The sequence below is a fragment of the Dyadobacter sp. BE31 genome, from assembly GCF_031457695.1.
GTDB lineage: Bacteria > Bacteroidota > Bacteroidia > Cytophagales > Spirosomataceae > Dyadobacter.
The window spans coordinates 827,108-850,640 of the sequence record NZ_JAVDXA010000001.1; the positions used below are offsets into that span (position 1 = coordinate 827,108).

The 23,533-nt window shown below is 49.5% G+C and carries 18 protein-coding genes; 6 read left to right on the forward strand and 12 right to left on the reverse strand.

What is annotated here, in order from left to right; translation table 11 throughout:
• Positions 1-92 precede the first annotated feature (92 nt).
• The 4 genes from J2Y43_RS03490 to J2Y43_RS03505 form a co-directional block, all read right to left on the reverse strand.
• A complete protein-coding gene (locus J2Y43_RS03490; protein WP_309981243.1) occupies positions 93-2,510 on the reverse strand; it encodes an ABC transporter permease in 2,418 nt (805 codons plus the stop codon).
• Between the two features lie 181 nt (positions 2,511-2,691).
• Positions 2,692-5,073: an ABC transporter permease gene (locus tag J2Y43_RS03495; protein WP_309981242.1), complete on the reverse strand. Its 2,382-nt coding sequence runs from the start codon at positions 5,071-5,073 to the stop codon at positions 2,692-2,694.
• 148 nt (positions 5,074-5,221) lie between these two features.
• Positions 5,222-5,644, reverse strand: a complete 423-nt coding sequence (locus tag J2Y43_RS03500) for a hypothetical protein (RefSeq protein WP_309981241.1) — start codon at positions 5,642-5,644, stop codon at positions 5,222-5,224.
• A 91-nt stretch (positions 5,645-5,735) separates the two neighbouring features.
• Entirely contained in the window at positions 5,736-8,114 is a 2,379-nt protein-coding gene (locus J2Y43_RS03505) for an FtsX-like permease family protein (RefSeq protein ID WP_309981240.1), read from the reverse strand.
• Between the two features lie 226 nt (positions 8,115-8,340).
• Here J2Y43_RS03505 and J2Y43_RS03510 point away from each other — a divergent pair, with 226 nt between their 5' ends.
• Positions 8,341-9,549 (forward strand): ATP-binding protein, encoded by a 1,209-nt coding sequence (locus tag J2Y43_RS03510; protein ID WP_309981239.1) that lies wholly within the window; start codon positions 8,341-8,343, stop codon positions 9,547-9,549.
• Positions 9,550-9,582: 33 nt separating this feature from the next.
• On the opposite strand, the gene J2Y43_RS03515 is transcribed toward J2Y43_RS03510, so the two are convergent.
• Positions 9,583-11,931, reverse strand: coding sequence for an outer membrane beta-barrel family protein (locus tag J2Y43_RS03515; protein WP_409021404.1), 2,349 nt, complete (start codon positions 11,929-11,931; stop codon positions 9,583-9,585).
• A gap of 20 nt (positions 11,932-11,951) precedes the next feature.
• Here J2Y43_RS03515 and J2Y43_RS33520 point away from each other — a divergent pair, with 20 nt between their 5' ends.
• Positions 11,952-12,080, forward strand: coding sequence for a hypothetical protein (locus tag J2Y43_RS33520; RefSeq protein ID WP_409014396.1), 129 nt, complete (start codon positions 11,952-11,954; stop codon positions 12,078-12,080).
• A 278-nt stretch (positions 12,081-12,358) separates the two neighbouring features.
• Here the strand turns inward: J2Y43_RS33520 and J2Y43_RS03520 are convergent, their stop codons facing one another.
• The gene (locus J2Y43_RS03520) at positions 12,359-12,700 is read right to left on the reverse strand and encodes a DUF6249 domain-containing protein (protein WP_309981237.1); all 342 of its coding nucleotides are present in this window, start codon (positions 12,698-12,700) and stop codon (positions 12,359-12,361) included.
• Between the two features lie 159 nt (positions 12,701-12,859).
• Between J2Y43_RS03520 and J2Y43_RS03525 the strand changes: the two genes are divergently transcribed.
• Positions 12,860-13,411 carry a sigma-70 family RNA polymerase sigma factor gene (locus J2Y43_RS03525; protein WP_309981236.1) on the forward strand — a complete coding sequence of 184 codons (552 nt, stop codon included), beginning with the start codon at positions 12,860-12,862 and terminating at the stop codon, positions 13,409-13,411.
• Between the two features lie 10 nt (positions 13,412-13,421).
• Positions 13,422-13,916 (forward strand): hypothetical protein, encoded by a 495-nt coding sequence (locus J2Y43_RS03530; RefSeq protein ID WP_309981235.1) that lies wholly within the window; start codon positions 13,422-13,424, stop codon positions 13,914-13,916.
• A gap of 36 nt (positions 13,917-13,952) precedes the next feature.
• On the opposite strand, the gene J2Y43_RS03535 is transcribed toward J2Y43_RS03530, so the two are convergent.
• Positions 13,953-14,324, reverse strand: coding sequence for a hypothetical protein (locus J2Y43_RS03535; RefSeq protein ID WP_223402888.1), 372 nt, complete (start codon positions 14,322-14,324; stop codon positions 13,953-13,955).
• A gap of 207 nt (positions 14,325-14,531) precedes the next feature.
• On the opposite strand from J2Y43_RS03535, the gene J2Y43_RS03540 reads away from it, so the two are divergent.
• Together J2Y43_RS03540 and J2Y43_RS03545 are read left to right on the forward strand one after the other, a co-directional pair.
• Positions 14,532-14,741, forward strand: a complete 210-nt coding sequence (locus J2Y43_RS03540; protein WP_309981234.1) for a DUF2281 domain-containing protein — start codon at positions 14,532-14,534, stop codon at positions 14,739-14,741.
• The gene (locus J2Y43_RS03545; RefSeq protein WP_309981233.1) at positions 14,742-15,134 is read left to right on the forward strand and encodes a type II toxin-antitoxin system VapC family toxin; all 393 of its coding nucleotides are present in this window, start codon (positions 14,742-14,744) and stop codon (positions 15,132-15,134) included.
• Positions 15,135-15,145: 11 nt separating this feature from the next.
• On the opposite strand, the gene J2Y43_RS03550 is transcribed toward J2Y43_RS03545, so the two are convergent.
• The 5 genes from J2Y43_RS03550 to J2Y43_RS03570 form a co-directional block, all read right to left on the reverse strand.
• Positions 15,146-17,521, reverse strand: a complete 2,376-nt coding sequence (locus J2Y43_RS03550) for an ABC transporter permease (protein WP_309981232.1) — start codon at positions 17,519-17,521, stop codon at positions 15,146-15,148.
• A gap of 86 nt (positions 17,522-17,607) precedes the next feature.
• Complete coding sequence (locus J2Y43_RS03555) at positions 17,608-20,022, reverse strand: ABC transporter permease (protein ID WP_309981231.1); 2,415 nt, start codon at positions 20,020-20,022, stop codon at positions 17,608-17,610.
• A 166-nt stretch (positions 20,023-20,188) separates the two neighbouring features.
• Complete coding sequence (locus J2Y43_RS03560) at positions 20,189-20,737, reverse strand: hypothetical protein (RefSeq protein ID WP_309981230.1); 549 nt, start codon at positions 20,735-20,737, stop codon at positions 20,189-20,191.
• A complete protein-coding gene (locus tag J2Y43_RS03565) occupies positions 20,734-20,958 on the reverse strand; it encodes a hypothetical protein (protein WP_309981229.1) in 225 nt (74 codons plus the stop codon). Before J2Y43_RS03565 ends, J2Y43_RS03560 begins: the two co-directional genes overlap by 4 nt.
• A gap of 60 nt (positions 20,959-21,018) precedes the next feature.
• Positions 21,019-23,433, reverse strand: a complete 2,415-nt coding sequence (locus J2Y43_RS03570; RefSeq protein ID WP_309981228.1) for an ABC transporter permease — start codon at positions 23,431-23,433, stop codon at positions 21,019-21,021.
• Positions 23,434-23,533: the final 100 nt, after the last annotated feature.

The window sequence follows — 23,533 nt, forward strand, 5'->3', positions numbered from 1 at the left end:
TTGGGGAGGAGAGGGAGGAAGGAGAAAGGGGATGAAAGGGAATTCTCATACATTCTCCATTCTTCCCTTTCCTCCATTCTCCCCTTCCTCCACTATTCCCTTTTTAAACTCTTTACCGGATTCACCAAAGCAGCCTTGATACTCTGAAAACTCACCGTCAGCAAAGCCACGCTCACAGCCAGTACACCCGCAACGAGGAATACCCACCATTCGATACTGACTTTATAGGCAAAGTCCGACAGCCACTGGCTCATGCCATACCACGCCAGCGGAGAAGCTATGACGATGGCAATCCCCACGAGTTTTACAAAATCTTTGGAAAGCAGTGATACGATGCTCAATACCGAAGCGCCCAGTACTTTACGCACCCCTATTTCTTTGGTCCGCTGGATCGTCGTGAAAGCTGCCAGCCCGAACAGCCCCAGGCAGGCGATCACGACCGCGAGCCCGGCAAAAATCCCGAACAGCTTCCCTACCCGCTGCTCCGATTCGTACATATTGTTAAAACGTTGATCCAGAAATGAATAGGCAAACGGATTATCCGTCGTTGCCTTCCAGGTCTTTTCCAATGTTTTGATCACCCCGGGAATATCGTTCGTTTTAATCTTGACAGCCATTTGGTACTGGTCACCTCCGTAGAACATCACCAGCGGGGCAATGCGCTCGTGCATGGAGCGGAAGTGGAAATCTTTGGTAACACCTACCACGGTATAAAACCGCTTGCTTTCCGGCGTGCCGTTACCAATGGTCCTGATGCGCTTTCCGATCGGATCTTTCCAGCCGAATTGCTTCACTGCCGCCTCGTTGATCAGCACGGAAGCGCTATCGCTGCCAAAGGTTTTCGAAAAATTCCGGCCTGTAACCAAGCCGATCCCCAGCGTTTTCAGATAATCTTCGTCCACCTGGTAAGTCGTGAAACGATAGGGCGTAATGTTGTTGTCGGCGCTTTCCGGTAGAAAACCATCTGTACCGTTGTTGGAATTTCCCGCAGGCAAATAACCGGCCAGCGTCACGCTACTCACCGCGGAGAGGCCTCCCAGCTGCTCTTTGAATGCCTTTGCCTTATCCCCCAGCAAATGGGTATCGTGCAGGATCAGCACCTGCTCTTTATCAAATCCCAAATTTTTATTTTGGATAAAACGAAGTTGCTGGTAAACGACCATCGTGCCGATGATCATCACGATGGAAACCACAAACTGAATGGTAACCAGCGTATTCCGAAGCCATCCGCTTTTTACGCCCGCCTGAATGCTCCCTTTCAGCACGGCCACCGGCCTGAAAGCCGAGAGGAAAAATGCGGGATAGCTGCCCGCAAGCACCCCCACGACCAAGCACCCTGCCAGGGCATAGCCGATCGTCCGTGCATTCAGAATGGATCGAAGATCGAACCGCTTGCCCGCCAGGTCGTTGAAACCCGGCAAAAGCAGTGCTACAAGCATTAAGGCCACCAGAAGCGCAAAAAACGTTACCAAAACCGATTCGGTAAGGAACTGCACCATGAGCTGCTGCCGCACGGAACCCATTACTTTCCGGACGCCCACCTCCTTCGCCCGCCCGGCCGATCCAGCGGTCGACAGGTTCATAAAGTTGATGCAGGCGATCAGAAGAATGAATGCTGCGATGGCCGTGAATATGTAGATGTATTTGATATTACTGTTCCCTTCCAGCTCATTTTCGAGATTGGAGGTGAGGTGTATGTCGGTCAATGGCTGCAAACCGAAACCGAACTTATCCCCTTTTCGCAGGTACTCGTCATAGCTCATGCCCAGGAACTCCTGGATTTCGGGGCCGATGTACTTCCGCACCATCTGCGGCATCTGGGCCGAAAGTTTTTCAACCGGATAGCCTTTTCGCAGCAATACATAGGTATGCGCACCGCTCGACAACCATTTATCCCCCAGCGTGACAGATTTCATCGATCCGAAAAAATCATAATGGAAATGCGAATTGGAGGGCACATCTTCGCAGACGCCCGTCACACGGAACGCACCGCTATTACCCATTTCGAGGCTCTTACCGATCGGATCCTCATTCCCGAAGTATTTCAATGCCGTGGACCGAGTCAGAACCACTGTCTTTGGCTCTTTCAGCACGCTGTTGGCATCGCCCTTCAAAAGGGGTATGGAAAAGAAATTGAAAAAGTTGGAATCGGTAAAAATGACACGCTCTTCCAGGAAGCGCTTTTCGCCGTTTTTAACAAGAAATGTACCGTTACCGCTGAGCCTCGCGTAAGCCTCCACACCCGGGTAATCGTGCATCAGAGCGGGCCCCGCGGGAGCGGACGCGCCCGCGATGTTGATATCATTCCCCCCGATCCGGCCATGCAAAGTAACCCTGAATATGCGGTCAGCATTGAGATTGAAGCGATCATAACTCAGTTCATGTTGCACGAACAGGAGGATCAGCATGCAAGTCGCTAACCCGATTGCCAGTCCGAAAATATTGATGGAGGCAAAAGCCTTCTTGTTCCAAAGGCTCCTGAGAGCGATTTTCAGATAGCTGGATATCATAACTGCGCCGGTTTCGGGGGTTGAAGGATGGATTCCCCATTCCGACAGTCAAATTATGCACCAGTCGATAGCAATATCACAACAAACTGAAAATCAATTTTTTATATTTTTACAAAACAAATCAGCGGTGTTCACTATCGGACACGCCCCGTTCGATTTGGAACGGGGCGTGGAACACAGCCTATTCACTGCGCAAGCTCTTAACCGGGTTCATGACGGCCGCTCTGATACTCTGAAAACTGACTGTCACGAAAGCGATAACCGTAGATAATGCCGCAGCAACCACGAATACCCACCAGTAAATATCGGTGCGGTAGGCAAAGTTTTCCAGCCAGCGGTCCATCCCGAAATAGGCGATCGGCGACGCAACCACAAATGCAATCAGTACCAGTTTGAGAAAATCCATAGAAAGCAGGCCTACAATGCTGCCGATGGACGCGCCCATGACCTTCCTCACACCTATTTCCTTCGTGCGTTGCATGGTGCTGTAAGATGCCAGCCCCAGCAAACCAAGGCAGGAAATGAAGATCGCCAGGATTGCAAAGTTGAAAAACAACTTCTCAAAACGCTCTTCGCTGCGGTATTGCCGGTCGAAGAATTCGTCCATAAAATAGTAGGAGAACGGCCTGCCCGGAATCGCTTCTTTCCACTTCTGCTCCACGGCGGCAACCGTTTCCTTTAAGCGGTTGCCTTCAATCTGGACTGAAACAAGGCTTGCCCCTCCTGGTTCAATGCGCATGGTAAGCGGCCTGATATTTTCCTGCAAAGAACGGAAATGGAAGTCTTTGATCACCCCGACGATCTTGCCCTCGCGCCCCCATTGCTTGAAGCGGCGCCCCAATGCATCTTCGGGTTTGGCGTAGCCCAGCAGCTTCACAGCCGCTTCATTGATGACCATGGCCTGGGTGGTATCCGTACCGAACTCTCGCGAAAATGGCCGCCCAGCCGCCATTTTCAGGCCAAATTGCCGGATATAGTCGAAATCGACGAAATAGAGGTCAAGGTTGGCCACCTGCAACTCACCGCTTCTGTTCTCGATTTCGGAATATGCGCCGGGATTCGAGCTCCCAGGAACACTCGACGATGCCGCAGTGGATTTTACACCCGTAAGCCCGCGCAACGATTCTTTGAATACCTCCCGCTTGGGATCACCCTCGGTATTAATCACCAGCATTTGATCCTTGCTGAAACCGAGATCGCGGTTGCGCATGTAGTTCATCTGGATATACACGATCATCGTAGCGATAATGAGCGCTATCGAAATCGAAAACTGAACGGTAACGAGCCCTTTTCGGAGCAAAACACCTTTGAAACTGGTCGAAAAACGTCCTTTCAAAACGGTAACGGGCTCAAACGACGACAATACCAACGCCGGATAAATGCCGGCCAGAATGCCGATAAGGACCGCCGCCAACAGCATGTATACCAAAAATGACGGATCGGCAAATAGGTCGGAAACGATCACTTTGCCGGCCAGGTTATGGAACAATGGCACCAGCGCGGCGGAAAGTACGAGGGAAAGCACGAATGCGATCATACAAAGTAAAATCGACTCGCTCACAAACTGCCTTGCCAACAGCCCCTTGGCGGCGCCCACCACCTTGCGAATGCCCACTTCCTTGGCACGCTCTGCGGAACGCGCCGTGGTGAGGTTCACGAAGTTGATGCAGGCAATCAGCAAGATAAATGCCGCTATAACCGAGAACACATATACGTTACTCATGCTGCCTTTCTCATCCACATCCCGCTCCGACTTCAAATGCACATCCAGCAGCGGTTCGAGGAACAGCTTATACGACATTTTCGACTCACGCATGAGCTTGCCCGCACGGCGTTCGAGGTATTCGGGGAGCTTCTTTTCCAATGCTTTACTGTCGGCGTCAGGTTTCAGGAGCAGGTAGGTTTTCGCACCGAAATTACCCCACTGTTCGTCGATACCACGGTTCAAGCGCTGTGTCATAGTCGTCATCGAAACGAACATATCGCCTTTGATCAGGGAGTTCTCCGGAATGTCTTTCATCACACCGGTTACTTTCGCCGGAATCCCCTCTCCCGACAACAGCAGCGTCTGCCCCACCGGGTCGGCGTCGCCAAAATATTTTTTGGCTGCTTTCTCCGTGAAAACAATGCTCATCGGCTCTATAAGCGCCGTTTTGGGATCGCCCTGGATCAATGGGAAGTCGAAAATGCGGAAAAGCGACGAATCGGCAAATACGGTAGACTCTTCCTGAAATTTGATATCTCCTTTCCGGACAAGGAAACTTCCCCCGTTCACCCGCGTGTAAGCTTCCACCTCGGGAAAGTCCTGTTTGATGGTCGGCCCGAAAGCCCATGAAGTAATGCCTGCATTGATAGTTTCGGAAGGCGTAATCACGTCGGTCACCAGCCGGTAAATGCGGTCCGACTTGGTGTGAAAAGTATCATAAGTCAGCTCGAAATTGACGTACATAGAAATCAGCAAACAGGCTGACATCCCGACGGTCAGACCCATAATGTTGATAAATGAAAACACCTTATGCTTCCACAAATTCCGGAAGGCGATTTTGAAATAGTTTTTTAACATGGCAGTCAGGTATGATATACTTTCAATCTCCTCATCCATTAAATGCATACCAGAAATCAAATTAATTGATAATCAAACACATAATACAACAAAATAAAAGCCCGGCTGTCCGAAAACGAACAGCCGGGCTTTACACCTGTACGGCGGATCAAAGATTGGTAAAATGCAGCGTCTGCGCGTACACAACCGTTCCATTGCTCAAAATGGCATAGGCACGGTAGTAATTATTGCTTGTACAAATCTGTGGTCCCACCTTGGTTTTTACCCCTGTTGAGAACGGCATGTCAAAGATAACCTTGGAATGGGTTCCAACCACCGGGGTATCGGTGAAAGGCCCGTCGCCGCCACCCACCGCGCTGAACACCACGCCGTATTCGGTGACCGGAATGGTGCCGATATTGAGCACCTCCAACTCCGTAGTAAACGAACATTTGCCATGAAGCGAATCGTAGAACAACTCGTGTGTACTCAGCAAGGGAGGCTCGCCCGGAACCTGATGATCCTGACATGAATAGCTGAACAAAAACAGCGACAACAAGACCACTCCTAAAACAGACAGTCGTTTTTTCATAGTAATGGGTGGCTAAGGATGGAGGAAAGCTGAATACAAATTTTACAAAATATTCTTCGTTTTGTAAAATAATCCTATTTAGCGTGACTACCTAGTCATTCCTTAATGACGCCGCCGGGTTAACCATCGCTGCATGAACGGCTTTGAGGCCCACTGTCAGAAGCGTGATGAGCAACATCATCGTGATCGTCAGGAAATGCACCCACCATGGAACGCTGATCCGGTACGCAAAATCTTCCAACCAATGCGACATGAAGTACCAGGCGGCCGGCATGGCTATTACCCCTGAAATAAGTACCAGCACCACAAATTCCCGCGAAAGCATTCCGACAATGCCCGCAGCCGAAGCGCCCAGGATTTTGCGTATGCCAATTTCCTTCGTCCGGGTTTCGGTGGTAAAAGTGATGAGCCCGAAAAGCCCCATGCAGGCAATGAAGATAGCCAGCACGGTAAACACGGAAAACATTCCCGAGAGCCGCATTTCGTTTTTGAATGTTTCATTGAATGCGTCGTCGAGAAAGTAGTATTCGAAGGGAGTTTCGAGGTCGTACTTTTTGAAAAGCTCGCCTATCTTTTTCACGCTGGCTGCGATATCCGTCTGCGCATCCATTCGTACGTACATTACCCCCCGAGCTGCGCCCGGCATTCGGAGCATATTGGTAGTATCAGTCGCTACCGACAACATCATCGCCTTACCGCCATGTTGCACGTCCGAAAAATCGAAGTTTTTTACGATGCCATCTAGCGTCATACCTTCCCTGATCTGTTGTCCGATCGGGTCACCTTTAAAGCCCAATTCAGTAACGGCCTGTTCATTCAACAAGGCTTGACTACGTTGTGTACCGGCTGGCGGCGATATTTTCCATTGAAGTCCGAGCGTTTTTACAAACTGTTCGTCTACAACCATTTGTGCCAGCGAAATATCCTTTTTGGTGATTTTATTTGGGATAAAAAACATGTTATACCCCTTGAAAAGGCCAGCGTTCGCAAAAGTAGCGTTCAGAACACCCGCCTGCTGCCGCACCGCATTACGAAACGGAATGTAGTTGGCCGCCATCGACGGACCGAGCGGAATGCTCAGTACCTGGTCCTTATTGAGCCCCAACTCTTTCCGTTGCATGAAAACCAGCTGCTCGCGCACAATGAGGCTTCCTACGATCAACGCCATGGAAACCGCAAACTGAAATACAATAAAAACGCGCCTCACACCTACCCCGCCGATATTACCCGTAAACCGGCCTTTGATCACTTCCAAAGGCGCAAAGCCGGACAATACAAATGCCGGATAGCTTCCCGCCACCAATGCGGTTATGGCCAGCAAACCCGCCAGGAACGACAAAAAGAAAGGAGAGATCACAAAGGACGTATCGATTTTCAGCCCCAGCAAAGTGTAAAATGGCTGGCTCAGATAAAACACCATCAACAGTCCCAAACCGAACGCCAGGGCACACACCAATGCCGATTCCATATAAAACTGGCTGCCCAGCCCTGCGCGCGTTGCACCCACGACCTTCCGCACGCCCACCTCACGTGCGCGTTGCGTCGCCCGGGCGGTGGTGAGACTCATGTAGTTGAATAGGGCCAGCATCAGCACCGCGATTGCTGCAACCGCAAAAATCGGGATCAGCTTGCTATTGCCCGAGTCGGTGAATGCACCGCCGAGGTGCATATCATCAAGGCTTTCGAGTGTGTATTGCGGTTTAAGTTCGCCTGCGGTTTCCTTCAAAGAGCCCAGTTGATTAATCCCCCGCTCGACCTTCGCTTTCGACGCGCCGGCATCCAGAAGCAAGTAGGCGTTGAAAATACCTGCCCCCGCTTCCCAGTTTTGCTTGTTTGCCTCGCTAAGCTTAGGATAGGTGGCACTTGAAATTACAAAATCAAAATCCAGCGAAGAATTGGACGGTGCATTCCGGGCGACGCCGCTAATCTGCACGAGGTGCTTGCCCTCATACAGCAGCGCCTTTCCGATCACATCGGTATTGCCAAAATATTTCTCCGCCGCACGTTCGGAAATCACCATCGAGAAGGGCTTTTGCAATGCGTCCGCTGCGTTTCCTTTTTCCAGCGGGAAACTAAACACACTGAAAAACGACGGATCGGCAAACAGAATATCCTTTTCGAGGATTGCCTCGTCTTTCCGCGCCGGGTTCGCCATGGCGGTATTCCTGTACGACGGTAAAACCCTGACGTAGTCCGCTACCCTTGGCACACCTTCCCGCAGCACCGGTGCAAAAGTGGCCGCAAAACTATTCATCTGGAATTCATTATCGCCCATTTTCACTTTGCCCAGCACACGATAAATATCGCTGTGCCGGCTATGGAACCTGTCGAAGCTATGCTCGTGCACCACAAACATCAGGATGAGCGTAGAAACGCATATCCCGCCGGAAAGCCCGAGGATGTTGATCAGTGAATACGTCTTGTGCCGAAAAAGGCTTCGGACCGCGATTTTGAGGTAGTTTTTAAACATAGGTAACGTAGAAAGGCTGCAACTGCTGATTCAGCTCAATTAGACAACAAAGTCGTACCAACAATTCAAAATACTCAATATCAAATATTTACTCCAACCAGAGTGTCCAAAACCGGACACACAACATTGTGCACGCCACCATCAAACAAAAGTGTATATTAATAATGGACACTTTTGTTTGATATCAAAATACAATATTGTACTTTTGAATTGGCAAACTTGAACAATGATCTTAAAAAGCACCATAGCGAGCGTTGCGGAGGCACAAAAGGCCAACCTTTCCGTCCTTGAACTGGGACTGGCGAGAGCCGCATTGGATAAATTGCCGGATATCACCTCGCATGCGCTCATCGTTTCCGGTGTGAGACGTTGTGGTAAAAGCACGCTGCTGCATCAGTTACTGCGCGAAAAACATCCCGATGCTTTTTATCTCAACTTCGAAGACACCCGGCTATACGATTTCGAACCTTCCGATTTCCTCCGCCTCGACAGCCTCGTGACGGACATGGGGCAATCCGTGTTGTTTTTTGACGAAATTCAGATCGTCGACCGGTGGGAAACATACGTGCGGCAGAAGCTCGATGAAGGCTGCAAGATCGTGATCACCGGCTCCAACGCCTCGCTCCTGAGCCGCGAACTTGGCACAAAGCTTACCGGCCGCCAGATCACCAAGGAGCTTTTCCCGTTTTCGTATGCTGAGTTCAGCACATACAGAAACACACCGCCTTCTGCCGAGATCACCCGTGACTATATGGCAACGGGCGGTTTTCCTGAATATGTAAAATCGGGGCTGGAAGAGATCATGCACCATTTGTTCGAGGATATCCTGATCCGCGACATTGCCGTGCGCTACGGCGTGCGCGACGTCCGGACTTTGCAGCGGCTCGCATTGTATCTGGTTTCGAACGTAGGCAGGCTCATCACCGGCAACAGGCTGAAAACGATGTTCGAAGCGGGTTCCACAAGCACGATGATGGATTATCTCTCGTATTTTGAATATACCTACCTGTTTCATTTCGTTCCAAAATTCAGCTATTCCTTGCGCAAGCAGCTCATCAATCCCCGCAAGGTTTATGCGATCGACACGGGGCTGGTGAATGCTAATTCAGGATCGTTTACGGATGATTTCGGGGCCGTATTCGAGAACCTCATTTTCCTGCATTTGAGAAGAAACTATAAGGAAATCTACTATTTCTCGGAGAAAAGCGAGTGCGACTTCGTGGTATCGGAAAGAGGCACTGTGCGGCAGGTCGTGCAGGTTTGCTATGATCTCAATCACGATAATATGGATCGCGAATTGAAGGGCTTATTCGAGGCGATCGCGCATTTCGGGTTAAAGGAAGGGACGCTGGTGACATTCAATCAAAACGACGAATTCGAACGGGACGGTGTGAAAGCCCGTGTCGTTCCCGCTCACCGATATCTGGCAGAATGACAAACGCCGGGCTTTCGGGCCCGGCGCTGCTTATCAGTTACCTCCATTCTGCACGTCATCGTTGCGAATGCCCCGTTTGTTCTTTTTGATACCGTCTTTCAGCTTTCCGAATTTATAGTTCAGACTGAAATTAAATGAGCGGAAATAACTCCAGCGGTCGGAGAACTGGTCGAAATCCGGACCGAAAGTAGAGTTATGGAATCTTCTGAATTTCGTGAAAGGGTTACTCACGGCGGCTGAAAGCGACAGCTTATCCTTCACCACATCCTTATTCACGCTGAATGATGTACTTTGAATTGAATTGGTAGTGCCTTGCAGGTTCACACCCGGCCCGTTTGCATTCAGGTTGGCATTCACGCGCCAGTCCTTCGGCAGTTTGTAACCCGTTGAAAGTGAAAACTGGTACATTACCCCGCTGTTGGTCGTTTCGATTCCATTCACCATGCCGGTCACCTTGCCATGCGCAATGCGGAGGTTGGTGCTGAAATTCCATTTTTTTGTGATCGGGTAATTTGCATTCAGGTTACCGCTAATGAGCCGCGCCCGGCCTGTATTCCCGTAAGAGGTACGTGTAATCTGTGTTTCAGGATTGTAGACGGCGATCTGGAAAATCAGGTCTTTAAAATGCGTATAACCCACACCGAAGTTGATATTGCCTTTTTTAGCCTTGTTGTAGCTCAGTTGCAGGTCATTCACATAGGCCGGTCGCAAGTCGGGGTTACCGGTGCGCTCAAAGCTCGGGTTCGACCTGTCGACGAACGGATTAAGTTGCCAGATGCCGGGCCGTTGAATACGCTGGCTAAATCCGAAGTTGATCCCCGCATTGTTTTTAAGCTTCCGGTTGACCGACACGGACGGAATGAGGTTGAAGTAATTTTGCTTCACTTTCGAATCGGTAGAGATAAAGTCCGCGTCGATGATCGTCTGCTCCACACGTGCGCCTGCCTTCACGCCCCAGTTTTTGAAATTGTACGAATATGTGTTATAAGCGCCAAATACCTTTTGCGTGTTGTTGTATTTGTTGCTCATTGCAGCGTCCAGTGTATAAGAATGAGTTTCCGAATCGAAAACTAAATATTGAAAATCACTCTTATTGTCACGCATAATCCCCTTCAAACCGGCTTCTATATTCAGCTTTTTGACAGGATACACCAGGTCGACCTGGAATGTCTGTTCTGAAAAGCTCTGGTCGTTAACCTGCCGGTAATCAGGGCGTGTGTAATTGATCCGGTCGGAGATCCCGATGTTCCCGTTTTGTTTGTTGTCGTAGCCATAGTAGCGATAAGAGAAGGTCAGCAACCGATTTTTATCCGCTTTGAAACTCTTCTGATAGTTCACCGCCGCATCCCGGCCATTACCGCGATCGGAGCTATTGCTGGTCACGTTGTAGCGTTCCAGGATTTCTTTATCGGCATTCAGAAGCGATGACTGGTAACCATTCTGACTATTCCTGCCGCCGTTGACGTTGAGTTGTGCACTCAACAAGTTAAGCGTGTCCACCTCATAAGTGATCTCGTAGCCGATATAGCCATTCTTATTGTTAATCTCGGTCCACCCGCGCTGATCGAGCTCGGTAGGATTCGTACCCGTAGTCGTACGGTTCGTGATCGATTGCGTAGCCGGGTTTTTGTACTGGTTCAAACCCGCATTCAGCGACATTCCAATCTTCCCGAGCTGGGCCGAGAGCGAGCCACCGACTCCCGGTCCACCCGTCGGGAAGCGTTCACTGACATTGAGCGTTCCATTATATCCGTTATCGATTTTTTTGTTGGTAATGATGTTGATAATCCCGGCCAGGCCTTCCGCATCATATTTCGCGGGCGGCGTCGTGATCACCTCTATCCGCACAATGGACGACGCCGGCATGCTCCGCAGCACATCCTTGTAACTCCGCTCAACCATACTCGACGGCTTGCCGTTGATCAGGATCTTGAAATCGGTGTTGCCTTTGAGGGAAATATTATCCTCGGCGTCCAGCGACAGGTACGGCACCTTACGCATCATTTCGAGCACGCTGTAAACCTTACTTTCAGGATCGGCTTCAAGGTCGTAGCTGATCCTGTCGACCTCCTGTTTAACAATCGGTTTCAATGCGGTAACGGTCACCTCTTTGAGCCCGACAGCCTGCTGGCTGATCGTGATATTTCCCAGATCGACGTGCCGGCGTGTGTTGTCGGTTAAATCCACGTCAATCGTCTTGTTTTTGTATCCTACCCCAACCAGTACCAACGCATATTTCATCGGTTTCAGGCTTTGAAATGTAAATGAACCGTCGGCCTTCGAAAAATCGGCCTTCACCGCGGTGCTTTTATCTTTCATCAGATTGACAGTGATGAAATCCAGCACCTTACCGGTTGCAGAATCGGCTACAATGCCTTTGATACTCCCACCCGCAGATACGGTTGCGGCAGGCGTACCTGCGGCAGGCGATCCTGCGACAGGCGATCCTGCGGCAGGTGTACCTGCGCCAGGCGCTACTTGCGCGAATGAATACTGGCAGCAAACCAATCCCGGGATCAGGATGGACATGAGTAGTTGGAATAATGTTTTCATGGAGAAAAATTTCATGGCTAATAAATTTTGGAACGGGCATAGGAATTCCGATAAGAGATTTTGGGCTCTTTCAGACAGCGATCAGTGTATCAATGAATTATGTGCAACTATTCTATTGACACACCCATACAGACTAACCTAAATTTGACTATACAAATGTATTGGAAGGTACTTTGTGATGCAAGGTACTATGCCTGATTTTTCGGATTAAGTGATGAGCGGCTGAATAATACGGTTGACCGGCGAGGCTCTCGTACTACTCGCGGACTCTGGTTTTGTTCAGATGTCTTTCGATGAGAAAATTGAGGATCAGGCTCAGCCCTCCAAAGAGGAATACCATAGCGAGGTAGGCTACGCCTTTGCTGAAATCGTACGTTTTGTCCAGCCAGTTGCCCAGCAAAATGCCAAGTGCAATACCCACGAAAAGCATCCCGAATTTCAGTGTAGGATAATAGACCTGGTTCTTATCCGTAAAAATGGAAGCATCGGCGCCTTTCTCGATCAGCGCTATACGTTCACGATGTCGCGTCATCAGGAACACATAAACGATCCCGAAAATGCCCAGAAAAGCTGCAACAGAAACAAGTACGGCATTCATGACTAAAAGATGGTTAAATTTCGAATGTTACCCATTGGACGGTACTACGGCGGGTGCGGTTACAGTTTTCTCAAAAAAATTTTCACAAAAATAATTTACCGAAAATTGTAACCGGTATGCTTTCCGCACGGTCATATAGGCACGCGAGCCATGAAATGCATGAAAAACCAAGACGACCGGACCTATATTGAAAACGTAAAGCAGGGCAATCTGGCCTCCTATACTTATCTGGTCGAGAAGTATAAGAACATGGCATTTACCATTGCGAAGAAAATCCTGCCCAATGCTCAGGACGCCGAGGACGCGGCGCAGGAGAGCTTTGTGAAGGCCTATATGCAAATCGGAAGCTTTGAGGGAAAGTCCAAATTCTCGACGTGGCTATACACCATCGTTTATCGAACGGCAGTATCGAAGTTGCAGCAGCCACGGCTCGCGCTGCAAAACATCGACGAAGATTTGGAAGAAAATTACCATTACGCATACAGCCCGCCGCCATTCGAGGCGTTACAAGCGCGCGAGCGCGAGCAATTTGTGAAAGATGCAATCAGCCGGCTGCCGAAAATCGAGGCATTGGTGATCACTTTGTATTATTTGAACGACAGCACGATTGAAGAGATCACGGAAATAACCGGATTAACCGGCAGCAACGTAAAAATCAAGCTGTTCAGGGCCCGAAAGGTTTTGGGCAAAGAATTGCAGTTTTTGTTATAATGCAGGAATTATGGAACAGCAAGACGATAAACAGGAAGCGCATTTCAAAAAACTGATCGGCGAAACGGGTACCGACGCCCCTTCCGACGCATTTACGCGGGCGGTGATGAGGCGTGTCCACGAGGAAGCGGCATTCCGTGCCCTGATGCAAACGAATGTTGCAGACGCCCCTTCCCCGGCGTTCAATAGTGCCATTATCGCGCAAATCCAGGCTCCCCGGCCAACCGTAGCACCGAAGCCGGTCATTTCCCGGCAAGTATGGTACTGGATCGCCGCTGCCTGGGTGGCATTGATCGTCGCCTCTTTCTTCGTCCCCGGCAATGACCAACCGGCGTTTTGGGGCAAAGTGAATGGCATGATGGTATCGAATCCGGTTTTCAACCAGAAATTCTCCGCCATTCCGCAGCCTGTTACACTTACGATTATCGGGTTGTCGTGCCTTATGCTGCTCGATTATTTTCTACGCAACAAGTGGATGCTGCTCAATAAAACGGCCAGGTCCTGAGACCTGGCCGTTCGTTCATGGCTATTTTTTCAATTGTTATCCTCTGCGGTTGTAACGGTTATCAAATCGGTGCTGATAAGCGAACAAACGTTGGCGTTGCGCGGGTGTCAGCACGTCCAGGATCTCTTTTTGCTTCTCTTCTTCAAGTCTCTTCATGCCCTGGTAGGTATGGTATCGCTGGTTTCTACCGGTCAGGCGATCATATTTGTTTTCGATCTTTTTGATCTGGTTCTCCTGCTTGCGGGTCAGCTTCACGATCTCGTCCAGCTTATTGATCTTAAACTCTTCGGCAGCATTGTCGGCGCGGGCGTCGATCACGGCTGGGTTGGGTCTGTTATATCGCTGAGCGAAAGTATTTCCAGCGGTGAAAGTAACGATTGCGGCGATGGCGAAAATGATCTTTTTCATGGTTTCCAGTATTTAAATTGTTTGTTTATGTCTTTTAGAGGCACATTTCCATCCCAAGTTTAACGCACTGGAAACACAATCTGCGAAATGTCACTGCTAGTAGATGACGACTGGTTTTTGATCGACGAATGGACTACCGTCTGCTGGGTAGAATTGCTAAAATTTTCTTTTGTTTTTAAATTTGAATAAGGTCTAAACTGGAAAATTATGCAGACGACGGTCAAGGGAATTTATGAAAACGGAAAGGTGACGCTGACAGGAACGCCACCCGTCCAATCACGCACTGAGGTAGTCGTTACCTTTCCCGACAAGGGCACTAAACCCATAAAAAAGCGCAAAGCTGGAATATTGAAGGCAAAAATCTGGATGGCCGACGACTTCGATGAACCGCTCGATGATTTAAAAGAATATATGTAAATGAAAATATTATTGGACACACACACTCTGATTTGGTTTCTTGAAGATAATCCTAGACTTTCCAGAAACGCCAAACTACTCATCGAAGACCTCAGCAATGAAGTCTTTATACATGCCGTCAGCTGGTTTGAAATCGCCATCAAAACAAAAATCGGGAAACTAGCGCTTCCCGATTCCGTCGAATTCATTTTCGCAAAAGCTACTGCAAATCAAATAGAGACCATACCTATTTCTCCATCTCAACTAACAGCGTATCACGCTTTACCTTTTTTTGAAGAGCATCGTGATCCATTTGGCCGTCTGATAATTGCCACTGCATTAAATGACAGCATGAAAATTATCTCAAACGATCCAAAATTCCCTCTGTATGCCAATGCACAATTAATCTGGTAAAGAGGCTTACGTCACTCACTCCGCAACGACTTCACCGGATTCATCAGCGCTGCTTTAATCGCCTGAAAACTGACGGTAAGCAGCGTGATTGCGACTGCCAGCAGCGCCGCTACGACAAATACAACCCAGCTCAGCTGAATATGGTACTCATATTTATCCAGCCAATCGTGCAGAAAATAGAGCGCGATAGGCGATGCTATGACACAGGAGATCACCACCAGATATACAAATTCCTTCGAAAGCATCGCCCACATCTGCGCGACGCTCGCTCCTAACGCCTTACGAATACCAATCTCCTTGGTGCGCTGCTCGGCGGTATACGCTGCCAGTCCGAACAACCCGAGGCAAGATATGAACACGGCCAGCACGGCGAACACCCGCGACAGCTTCCCGATCCGCTCCTCGGCGCGGAATTTGGCATCATACTCTTCGTCGGCAAACTTGAATTCAAATGGCGAGTCGGGATCGTGCTTGCGGAAAACAGCCTCCACTTTCTTCAAGGCTTTGTCGACCGGTGCTCCGGGTGTAAGTTTGACGTTGATCAGGTTCGCCCAATCGTATTTCAGCATAAAAATCGTCGGCACCGCCGGCTCGTAAGGCGATTGCATGACCATATCCTTGATCACACCAACCACCTGTTGCTCCTTGCCATTGTAACGGATCGTTTTGCCAACGATATTTTTAAGACCAGTCAGTTTGACGGCCGATTCGTTGAGAATGAATCCGGAGCTGTCGGTAGAAAACTCCCTCGAAAAGTCGCGGCCATCGATGATCTTCCAGCCGATCGTTTTGCCAAAATCGTGGGTACAGGCGATTGTGCCGAACAATGGCACAGAGCCGGGTTCCAACCCCTCCCATTCGAAGCCTATTTGATTGGAATAAATACCAGTGGTGGGGCTCGATGATTCGCTCATTTCGTACACGCTGCCGGTTTTCAAAAGATCGTTACGCAATGGATCATATTTACCCCACAAATTGGGAGAGATATTGATCTGCAAAAGCCCCTGACGGTCATAGCCAACCGGCCTGTCTTTTGCATGCTGAATCTGCTGGAACACGATAATTGTCCCGATAATGAGCGTGATCGACACCGTGAATTGCAACACGACCATCACTTTGCGCGGCACGCCCGAGTATTTCCCCACTTTGAATGTGCCCTTCAACACCGATAGCGGATTGAATGAAGACAGATAGAAGGCAGGGTAACTTCCTGCGACAAGCCCGGTGAACAGCGCAAAAAAGATCAGCAGCAACCAGAACTGCCAGTAGAAGAACGGGAACTTCACGTGCTTGCCCGCGAGGTCGTTAAAGGCCGGTAGCGAAACGAGCACAATGAGGATCGCGAGTACCAATGCAAACATCACAACCAGGAACGACTCGCTCAGAAACTGGAATACCAACTGGCTTTTCAGCGAACCGATCGATTTGCGGATCCCTACTTCCTTCGCCCGTTTCTCCGACCGCGCCGTACTCAGGTTCATGAAATTGATACAAGCCAAAAGCAGTACAAATGCACCGATGATACCAAACAACCACACAAACTGAATGCGCCCGCCGATATTCTGGCCATCCTTAAAGTCGGAGTAAAGGTGCCAGCGGCTCATCGGATGGAGCATATATTGCGGCTTGTCGGTCTTGGAGAATGCGTGCGGCATTTCCACGTCCCGGATTTTGCGCGAAACCGTCGCAATATCAGCATGGTCCGCAACCTGCGCGAACCATTGGAAAGAGTGGTTGCCCCATTGCGTCTGTGCGTCCTTTATCCAGCCTTCGGCTTGCAGGTAATCGTTCCAGGGCAGGATCAGGTACAACTCATTGAAACTCGAATTAAAAGGAATGTCCTCATAAACGCCCGTCACTTTCACATCCTTCTTGATATCCAGTTTGAGTGCTTTGTTCAGCGGATCCGCGTTGCCGAAAAGTGCTTTCGCGAGCGATTCACAGATCACGATCGACCCCGGGTTTTTCAAGGCGTCGTAGTCACCCCGGATCATTTTTAATCCCAGCATTTCCGGAAGCGAGGGCTGGGCCCACATTCCCGTTTTATTGATCTTCTTGTCACCATTGGCCAGCAAATGCCCGAAATTCCAGGAAGCGAGCGCGGTATGCTTGAAATCTGCGGAATACTTGGTCGCCATTTCCGTAACCGACGGAATCGAAACCGCGGTACCAGTCCCGGTTTGACCGTTGAAAGTCTGGCTGATCCACGCCTGCACGACGCGGTCGTAGTTTTTGTGGTATTTGTTGAAGGATAATTCATCCCAGACCCACAGCCCGATCAGCATCGTGACGGCGATTCCTACCGCCAGCCCAACGATGTTGATCAGGGAATAAACTTTGTTTTTAAGCAGGTTACGGAGTGCGATTACCAGATAATTCTTGATCATGGCCAGGATAGATATAATGGGAGTTTAGAACGCATTTCGCGAAAGATGTAAAAACCACTGCGCTGGTTGCATCTGTAAACTCTTGATTATTCACTTCTTAACGCCTTCACCGGATTCGTCATCGCGGCCTTGACACTCTGAAAGCTGATGGTTACCAGTGCAATCAGTACCGCAGCGACGCCCGCCACAGGAAAAAGCCACCAGCTGATGCTCACTTTGTAGCTGAAATCCTGCAACCATTCATTCATGAAATACCAGGCGATAGGCGACGCGATCACCAGTGCAATGACCACTAGCTTGATAAAATCGATTGAAAACAACCCGAAAATGTTCATTGCCGAAGCTCCTATGGCTTTTCGGATACCCATTTCCTTTGTACGCGATTCGGCCATGAATGCGACCACACCATACAAACCAAGACAACCGATGAAAATCGCAATGAAACTCAGGATTTTGAAGAGGGAAAAGAACTTGGCCTCCTTCTCATAGAAACTATCCAGCGTTTGGTCGTAGAACGTGTATTTGAACAAATAGTCCGGGAAAGCGGCCGTCCAAAGCTTCTCGATGCGGTTGATTTGTTCCAGCCCGGCGTTTTTGTCCAGTTTAACACTTAATGTCTGATAATTGTTGCGCATGGAGGTCATCACGCACGGGATAATCTCCTGGTGAAGGGTGTAGGTATTGAAGTTTTTCACAACGCCTACAACCGGGAGTTTCGAACTTCCCCCACCGATCGTCAGCCGCTTTCCGATAATGCCCTCCGGATTTTTGAAACCCAGCTTTTTGGCGAATGCTTCGTTCACGACATATTCGCGGATGGTATCAGCGGGCAGGTACATTCGCCCGGCTGCCATTTTCAGTCCGTAAGTATTGAAATAGGCCGTATCGGCGGGACGCATTACCACGGTAAAATCAAGTTCTTCCGCATCATTTTCATACCTGAATCCGGTTTGCCAGTTGCTTCTCGACATCGGGGTGAATGCACTGTAAGCAACAGACTTCACGCCGGGTATCGCCCGAACCTCGTCTCGCAGTGCTTCCAGCTTGCCTTCCGGCTGATCGGGAATGGCGATGGTCACGATCTCGTCCTTTTCAAAACCCAGGTCGAGCGTACTGAAATACCTCATCTGACTGTAAGCGATCAGCGTCCCGATCAGGATCACCTGCGAAATCGAAAATTGAAGCACGATAAGCCCTTTGCGCAAATTGGACTGACCGTTGCCAGCTGTGCGCATTTTCCCCTTCAATGCTAAAATAGGTTGGTACCCCGACACCACCAATGCAGGATAAAAACCCGCCAGGAAAGTGGTAGCAACCGTCAATACGATGCAGCAAAGCAAAATCGACGGGTCCTGAAAAAACACCACGTCGCGGGTCTGGATATTGAGAACATTGGCAATATAAGGCAGTAGCAACTGCGCCGAAACCAATGCCAGCAGTACCGAAAACACGGTTATGATCCCTGTTTCAGAGAAGTACTGCCGCAACAATTGCCCGCGGGTACTACCCAGCACCTTCCGCACGCCCACCTCACGTGAGCGGCGCAGTGCCTGCGCAGTGGCGAGGTTCACAAAATTCACGCAGGCGGTAATGAGGATGAAAACCCCAACCAGCGACATGGCCCAGATCATCCCCTTGCTGATCGAGCGGCTGGCGTAGTTACCTGTTTTTGTCGCAAAATGGATGTCCTTAACCGGTTGCAGGACGAACTTGACCCGTTTATCCTCCTTCGGCTCCCTGTACTTTTTATTGAATGCCAATAGCTGCTGCTCAAACTGCGCTTCGCTCACTTTTTCGGGCAACATCAGATATACCTGGCCACCGCCATAGGTTGAAACCCAATCGTCCCAGTTGGTAAATGCGCCGAATTCCTTCAATGAGGCAAAGGAAAGCATGGTCGTAAATGGCAGGTTGGTAGTAGCAGGTGGGTCGGCAACTACGCCTGTCACGACGAAATCCATCTGGTTTCTTACCCGGATACTCTTGCCCATCGGATCGACTTTCCCGAAATACCGCAAAGCCTGTCCCTCAGTCAGCACCACCGAACCTGGATTTTTGAGCGCTTGCGAAGGCGAGCCTTTCAGCCACTTATAATCGAACATCCCGAAATATTCGGGGCCAATGAATGCAATATTGTAGCCCGGATCCGAAAACTTCTTTTTCTCCGACCCTTGAGTCACCGTAATCAATGTCTCGCGGAGGCCATAGGTACACGTTACCTGATCGCGGATCTCGGGGTAATCATTGCGCAATGCCGCCAGTGCCGGAAGCTGAATACCTGCATTGAAACCCTTTTCCCCGTCCTCCAAGCTGTGGTTGAGCAGGCGGTAAAGCCGGTCGGCATGCTTGTGATGGCTGTCAAAACTGAGCTCATACCGCACCGTAAAGAAGATAAGCAGGCAGCAAGCCAAGCTCAAAGTAAGGCCGGTAATGTTAATCAGCGTAAAGTTCCAGTTGCGGCGAAGGTTTCTGAATGAGGTCGTTAGATAGTTTTTGATCATGGCTAGGTTGATTGGTTTCAGGCGTGATTAACATATCTAAATCCTGTACCATTCAAGATAGACACTCATTTTCAACAGGTTAAGCCAGATAAGAAAATATACACACGTCCGCTTTCGGACAGTTTCTGTACGCGTTTGAACATCAGGCACTTCCCATTCAGTTAGCTTAGTTCCGAACGTAATGGCCTAAATTATTCGCAGAAATCCAGTAGGGTAAGTATTTATGAGTGACCTCCTCAACATCCAGGTCCGTAACTGAAATGAACGACACATTTGTAAAAAGCGCACTGTGCTTCTTAAACAATGGGATCGTATCTCTATACATAGTACGGATTACATGAGCCTCCACCAAATGTCCTCCGTTCTGATAGCGAACTTTGGCGCGCAACAGGCAGAGCTCTACACTGTCAGTAAAAAACAGGATTAGGTGGACCTTGGTATCTCTGCGAGATACGGCCAGACTTTTGACATAATCGTAGTGTGATTCATAACCAAGATTCAATTCCAAAGCAAAGTCCCGGCCATCGCTAATGCAGGAATCTACGAATTCGTTGGCTTTGAGCGAAGCGAGCTCTGAATAATCCGCAAATCCTTTTTTCTTGTACTGATAGGCCGCAAGATCGTGATCTACTATTGGAATGTGGTTGGGAACAAGTTCACGCCCATAAGTACTCTTTTCAATGCCTGGCGGACCGGCGATGAAGTAAATGTTCATTGAATGAGCATTACCGTCCCGTCTGCATATTCCGCGACAGCCTTCCCGTCCGCGTTGTAATAGACCAGAGGCTGCCCAATAGAAAACAAATAGGCTTTGGCACGTTCGTAGGAATCTTTTTTCCATTGACGCAACTCTTCCACATTCATTTTCGCCGGACGCTTCTTCATCAATCCGGTTTTGCTTGCCACGTAGTCTTTCATAAGTTCAGGTGTGATCATTACAAAGATAAGGTGTTGAAACCTAAGTCCCAACACCTTACTTTTGCATCAATCCGGTACTTATTCACTCCGCAGCGACTTCACCGGGTTCATCAACGCGGCTTTGATGCTTTGGAAACTGACGGTGGCGACGGCAACGAGTACTGCGGCGAGGCCTACGGCTACAAATACGAGCGGGCTGATTTCAATGCGGTAAGGATAGTTATCCAGCCAGAGCTGCATGAAATACCAGGCCGCCGGCGTGGCGATCAGGATGGCAATGAGTACCAGTTTTACAAAATCTTTGGACAATACGAACACCAGGCTCACAATGCTGGCGCCTAGCACCTTACGTACGCCGATTTCCTTCGTGCGTTGCTCCATGACGATCAGCGCGACGGCAAATAGCCCGAGGCACGACAATATCACTGCAACGGCGGACGCCAGACTAAAAATCTGCGAAAGCCGCTCCTCTTCCTTGTACCAGTTGTTGGTATTTTCGTCCAGAAACGACCCGATAAACTCCGATTCCGGCGTGATCTCCTTCCAAATATTTTTCAGTTTCTCCATCGACGATGTCAGGCTCTGAGGCGTCACACGGACGAAAATGTACCCGATGCCGTCGGTATGCGAAAGGTACATCGTGACGGGCTTTTTCTCGGCTTTGGACGAGTACAGGTTAAAATCAGGGACGACACCGATGATCTGATGCTTGATACCGGCCGTATCGGTCTGAAAGAACTTGCCGACCGGGTCCTTTTCGCCGATAGCTTTCGCCATGCTTTCGGTGATGATCACCCTGCCCATCGAATCGGTCGGATAGGCGGGGTTGAACTCGCGTCCGTCGATCAGTTTGATATTGAGCGTTTTGAGGTAATCATAACTAATGTGCAGCCAGTCGGTCTCTACCTCGCGCTCTTTGAATGTAAAACCAATAGAACTGCGGGAGCTGCTTCGGTCGAGTCCCATGCCCAGGTTCACACCTGAACCCGTAATACCCACGATGTTGGGATCGTTAGCCAGGCGATTGCGCATTCGGCGCAGCGCTGTTTGGCCGTTGACCTTATTCCCAACCGGAATACTGATCACCTCCTCTTTCTGAAAGCCCAGAGGCTGCTTCCGAAGGTGGTCGACCTGCTGCACGGCGATGATCGTGCAGCAAATCAGCAAGCTGGAAAGCGCAAACTGAGCTACAATCAATGAATTACGCAATATGCCCGGCTTTTTGAGCGACACCTTTCCTTTCAAAACTTCCACCGCATTGAACTTCGACATTTGAAGCGCTGGATAACCGCCTGCGACAAGGGTAACAAACAAAAACAACCCGACCAGCATGGCGATTTTATCGGGTTCAAAGATGTACCCGAGTGTCAGTTTCGCCCTGAATGTGGCATTAAATACCGGCAGAAGCAGGACCGCGAGCACTACGCCCATCAAGAAGCCCAGGAAACAAACAACCCCCGCTTCACCCCAGATTTGGAAGAAAAGCTGCTGCTTCAATGCGCCCAGCGACTTACGTACACCCACCTCACGTGCGCGGATAAACGAGCGTGCGACATTCAGGTTAATGAAGTTAATGCAGGCGATCAGCAGAATAAAAATACCGATACCCATTAATGCATAAATCAGGGAACCCTCCTTTCCGCCGGAAAGCTCCCGGTTGAAGTGTATATCATCCAGTTTTTGAAGACGGAGCGCATAGAAGTCACCTCGTTCGTCGGGCTTGGCCCCTTTCTTTTTGAGCTTCGTGATCGTTTCTGCGAAATACTTGGCTGTAAATGGTTTGAGCTTTTTTTCAAATGCCAGCTTATCTACTCCTGGTTTTAGTTTCAGGAAAATATTGTGAGAAAACGCGTCCCATTGATCTTTCTGGTGCTGATAACCACCCACATTCTCACTCCGCACAAATGCGTCGAATTGCAGGGAAGAATTTTCCGGAAAATCCGCGAGCACGCCGCTTACGACGTACTCCTTCTTGCTTCCCTCCAACCCCACCTGAATGTGCTTACCCATCGGATTTTCAGTGCCGAAAACAGCCTTGGCCATATGATCGGTAATGACGATGCTGCTCAGGTCGCTCAAAGCGGTTTCGGCACTACCCTGTGTAAAAGGGAATGAAAATATCCTGAAAAAATCGGGCTCTGTAAATTTGATATTCTTATCCAGATACTTCCCTTTGTATTCCACTACATCCGAGCCGTTCACAACCCTCGCAATCGCCTCGATGTCGGGATACTCCGCCTTTAATGCGGGGGTGATCGGAAAGGGCATGGATGCAGTACGATCCACACGCTCGGGATCATTGGCAAAGAAATAGGGCTCGAAAATCCTGTCCTTATCGGCGTGGAAATCGTCGTACGACAATGCGAAATAGGCCGTCAGAAACAAAAAAACGCTTACGCAAAAAGCCACCGACAGGCCTACGATATTGATAAAAGCATAACCCTTGCTCTTCCAAAGGTTACGCAATGCGATTTTGATATAGTTCTTGAACATAAGAAGGTGTTTTTAGGGAGTAAAGGAGGATGGAGGAAAGGGTGAATGAAGGAAGGAGGAAGAGTATTCGTAGTCCCATTTCTCCGTCCTCCCTTTCCTC

Excerpts from the sequence above, each read along its gene's own strand:
- J2Y43_RS03530 (WP_309981235.1), top strand. The coding sequence starts at position 13,422 with ATGGAACAGCAAGACGATAAACAGGAAGCGCATTTCAAAAAACTGATC.
- J2Y43_RS03555 (WP_309981231.1), bottom strand. The coding sequence starts at position 20,022 with ATGATCAAAAACTATCTAACGACCTCATTCAGAAACCTTCGCCGCAAC.
- J2Y43_RS03500 (WP_309981241.1), bottom strand. The coding sequence starts at position 5,644 with ATGAAAAAACGACTGTCTGTTTTAGGAGTGGTCTTGTTGTCGCTGTTT.
- J2Y43_RS03540 (WP_309981234.1), top strand. The coding sequence starts at position 14,532 with ATGCAGACGACGGTCAAGGGAATTTATGAAAACGGAAAGGTGACGCTG.
- J2Y43_RS03560 (WP_309981230.1), bottom strand. The coding sequence starts at position 20,737 with ATGAACATTTACTTCATCGCCGGTCCGCCAGGCATTGAAAAGAGTACT.
- J2Y43_RS03525 (WP_309981236.1), top strand. The coding sequence starts at position 12,860 with ATGAAAAACCAAGACGACCGGACCTATATTGAAAACGTAAAGCAGGGC.
- J2Y43_RS03565 (WP_309981229.1), bottom strand. The coding sequence starts at position 20,958 with ATGATCACACCTGAACTTATGAAAGACTACGTGGCAAGCAAAACCGGA.
- J2Y43_RS03490 (WP_309981243.1), bottom strand. The coding sequence starts at position 2,510 with ATGATATCCAGCTATCTGAAAATCGCTCTCAGGAGCCTTTGGAACAAG.
- J2Y43_RS03570 (WP_309981228.1), bottom strand. The coding sequence starts at position 23,433 with ATGTTCAAGAACTATATCAAAATCGCATTGCGTAACCTTTGGAAGAGC.
- J2Y43_RS03550 (WP_309981232.1), bottom strand. The coding sequence starts at position 17,521 with ATGATCAAGAATTATCTGGTAATCGCACTCCGTAACCTGCTTAAAAAC.
- J2Y43_RS03510 (WP_309981239.1), top strand. The coding sequence starts at position 8,341 with ATGATCTTAAAAAGCACCATAGCGAGCGTTGCGGAGGCACAAAAGGCC.
- J2Y43_RS03545 (WP_309981233.1), top strand. The coding sequence starts at position 14,742 with ATGAAAATATTATTGGACACACACACTCTGATTTGGTTTCTTGAAGAT.
- J2Y43_RS03535 (WP_223402888.1), bottom strand. The coding sequence starts at position 14,324 with ATGAAAAAGATCATTTTCGCCATCGCCGCAATCGTTACTTTCACCGCT.
- J2Y43_RS03505 (WP_309981240.1), bottom strand. The coding sequence starts at position 8,114 with ATGTTTAAAAACTACCTCAAAATCGCGGTCCGAAGCCTTTTTCGGCAC.
- J2Y43_RS03495 (WP_309981242.1), bottom strand. The coding sequence starts at position 5,073 with ATGTTAAAAAACTATTTCAAAATCGCCTTCCGGAATTTGTGGAAGCAT.
- J2Y43_RS03520 (WP_309981237.1), bottom strand. The coding sequence starts at position 12,700 with ATGAATGCCGTACTTGTTTCTGTTGCAGCTTTTCTGGGCATTTTCGGG.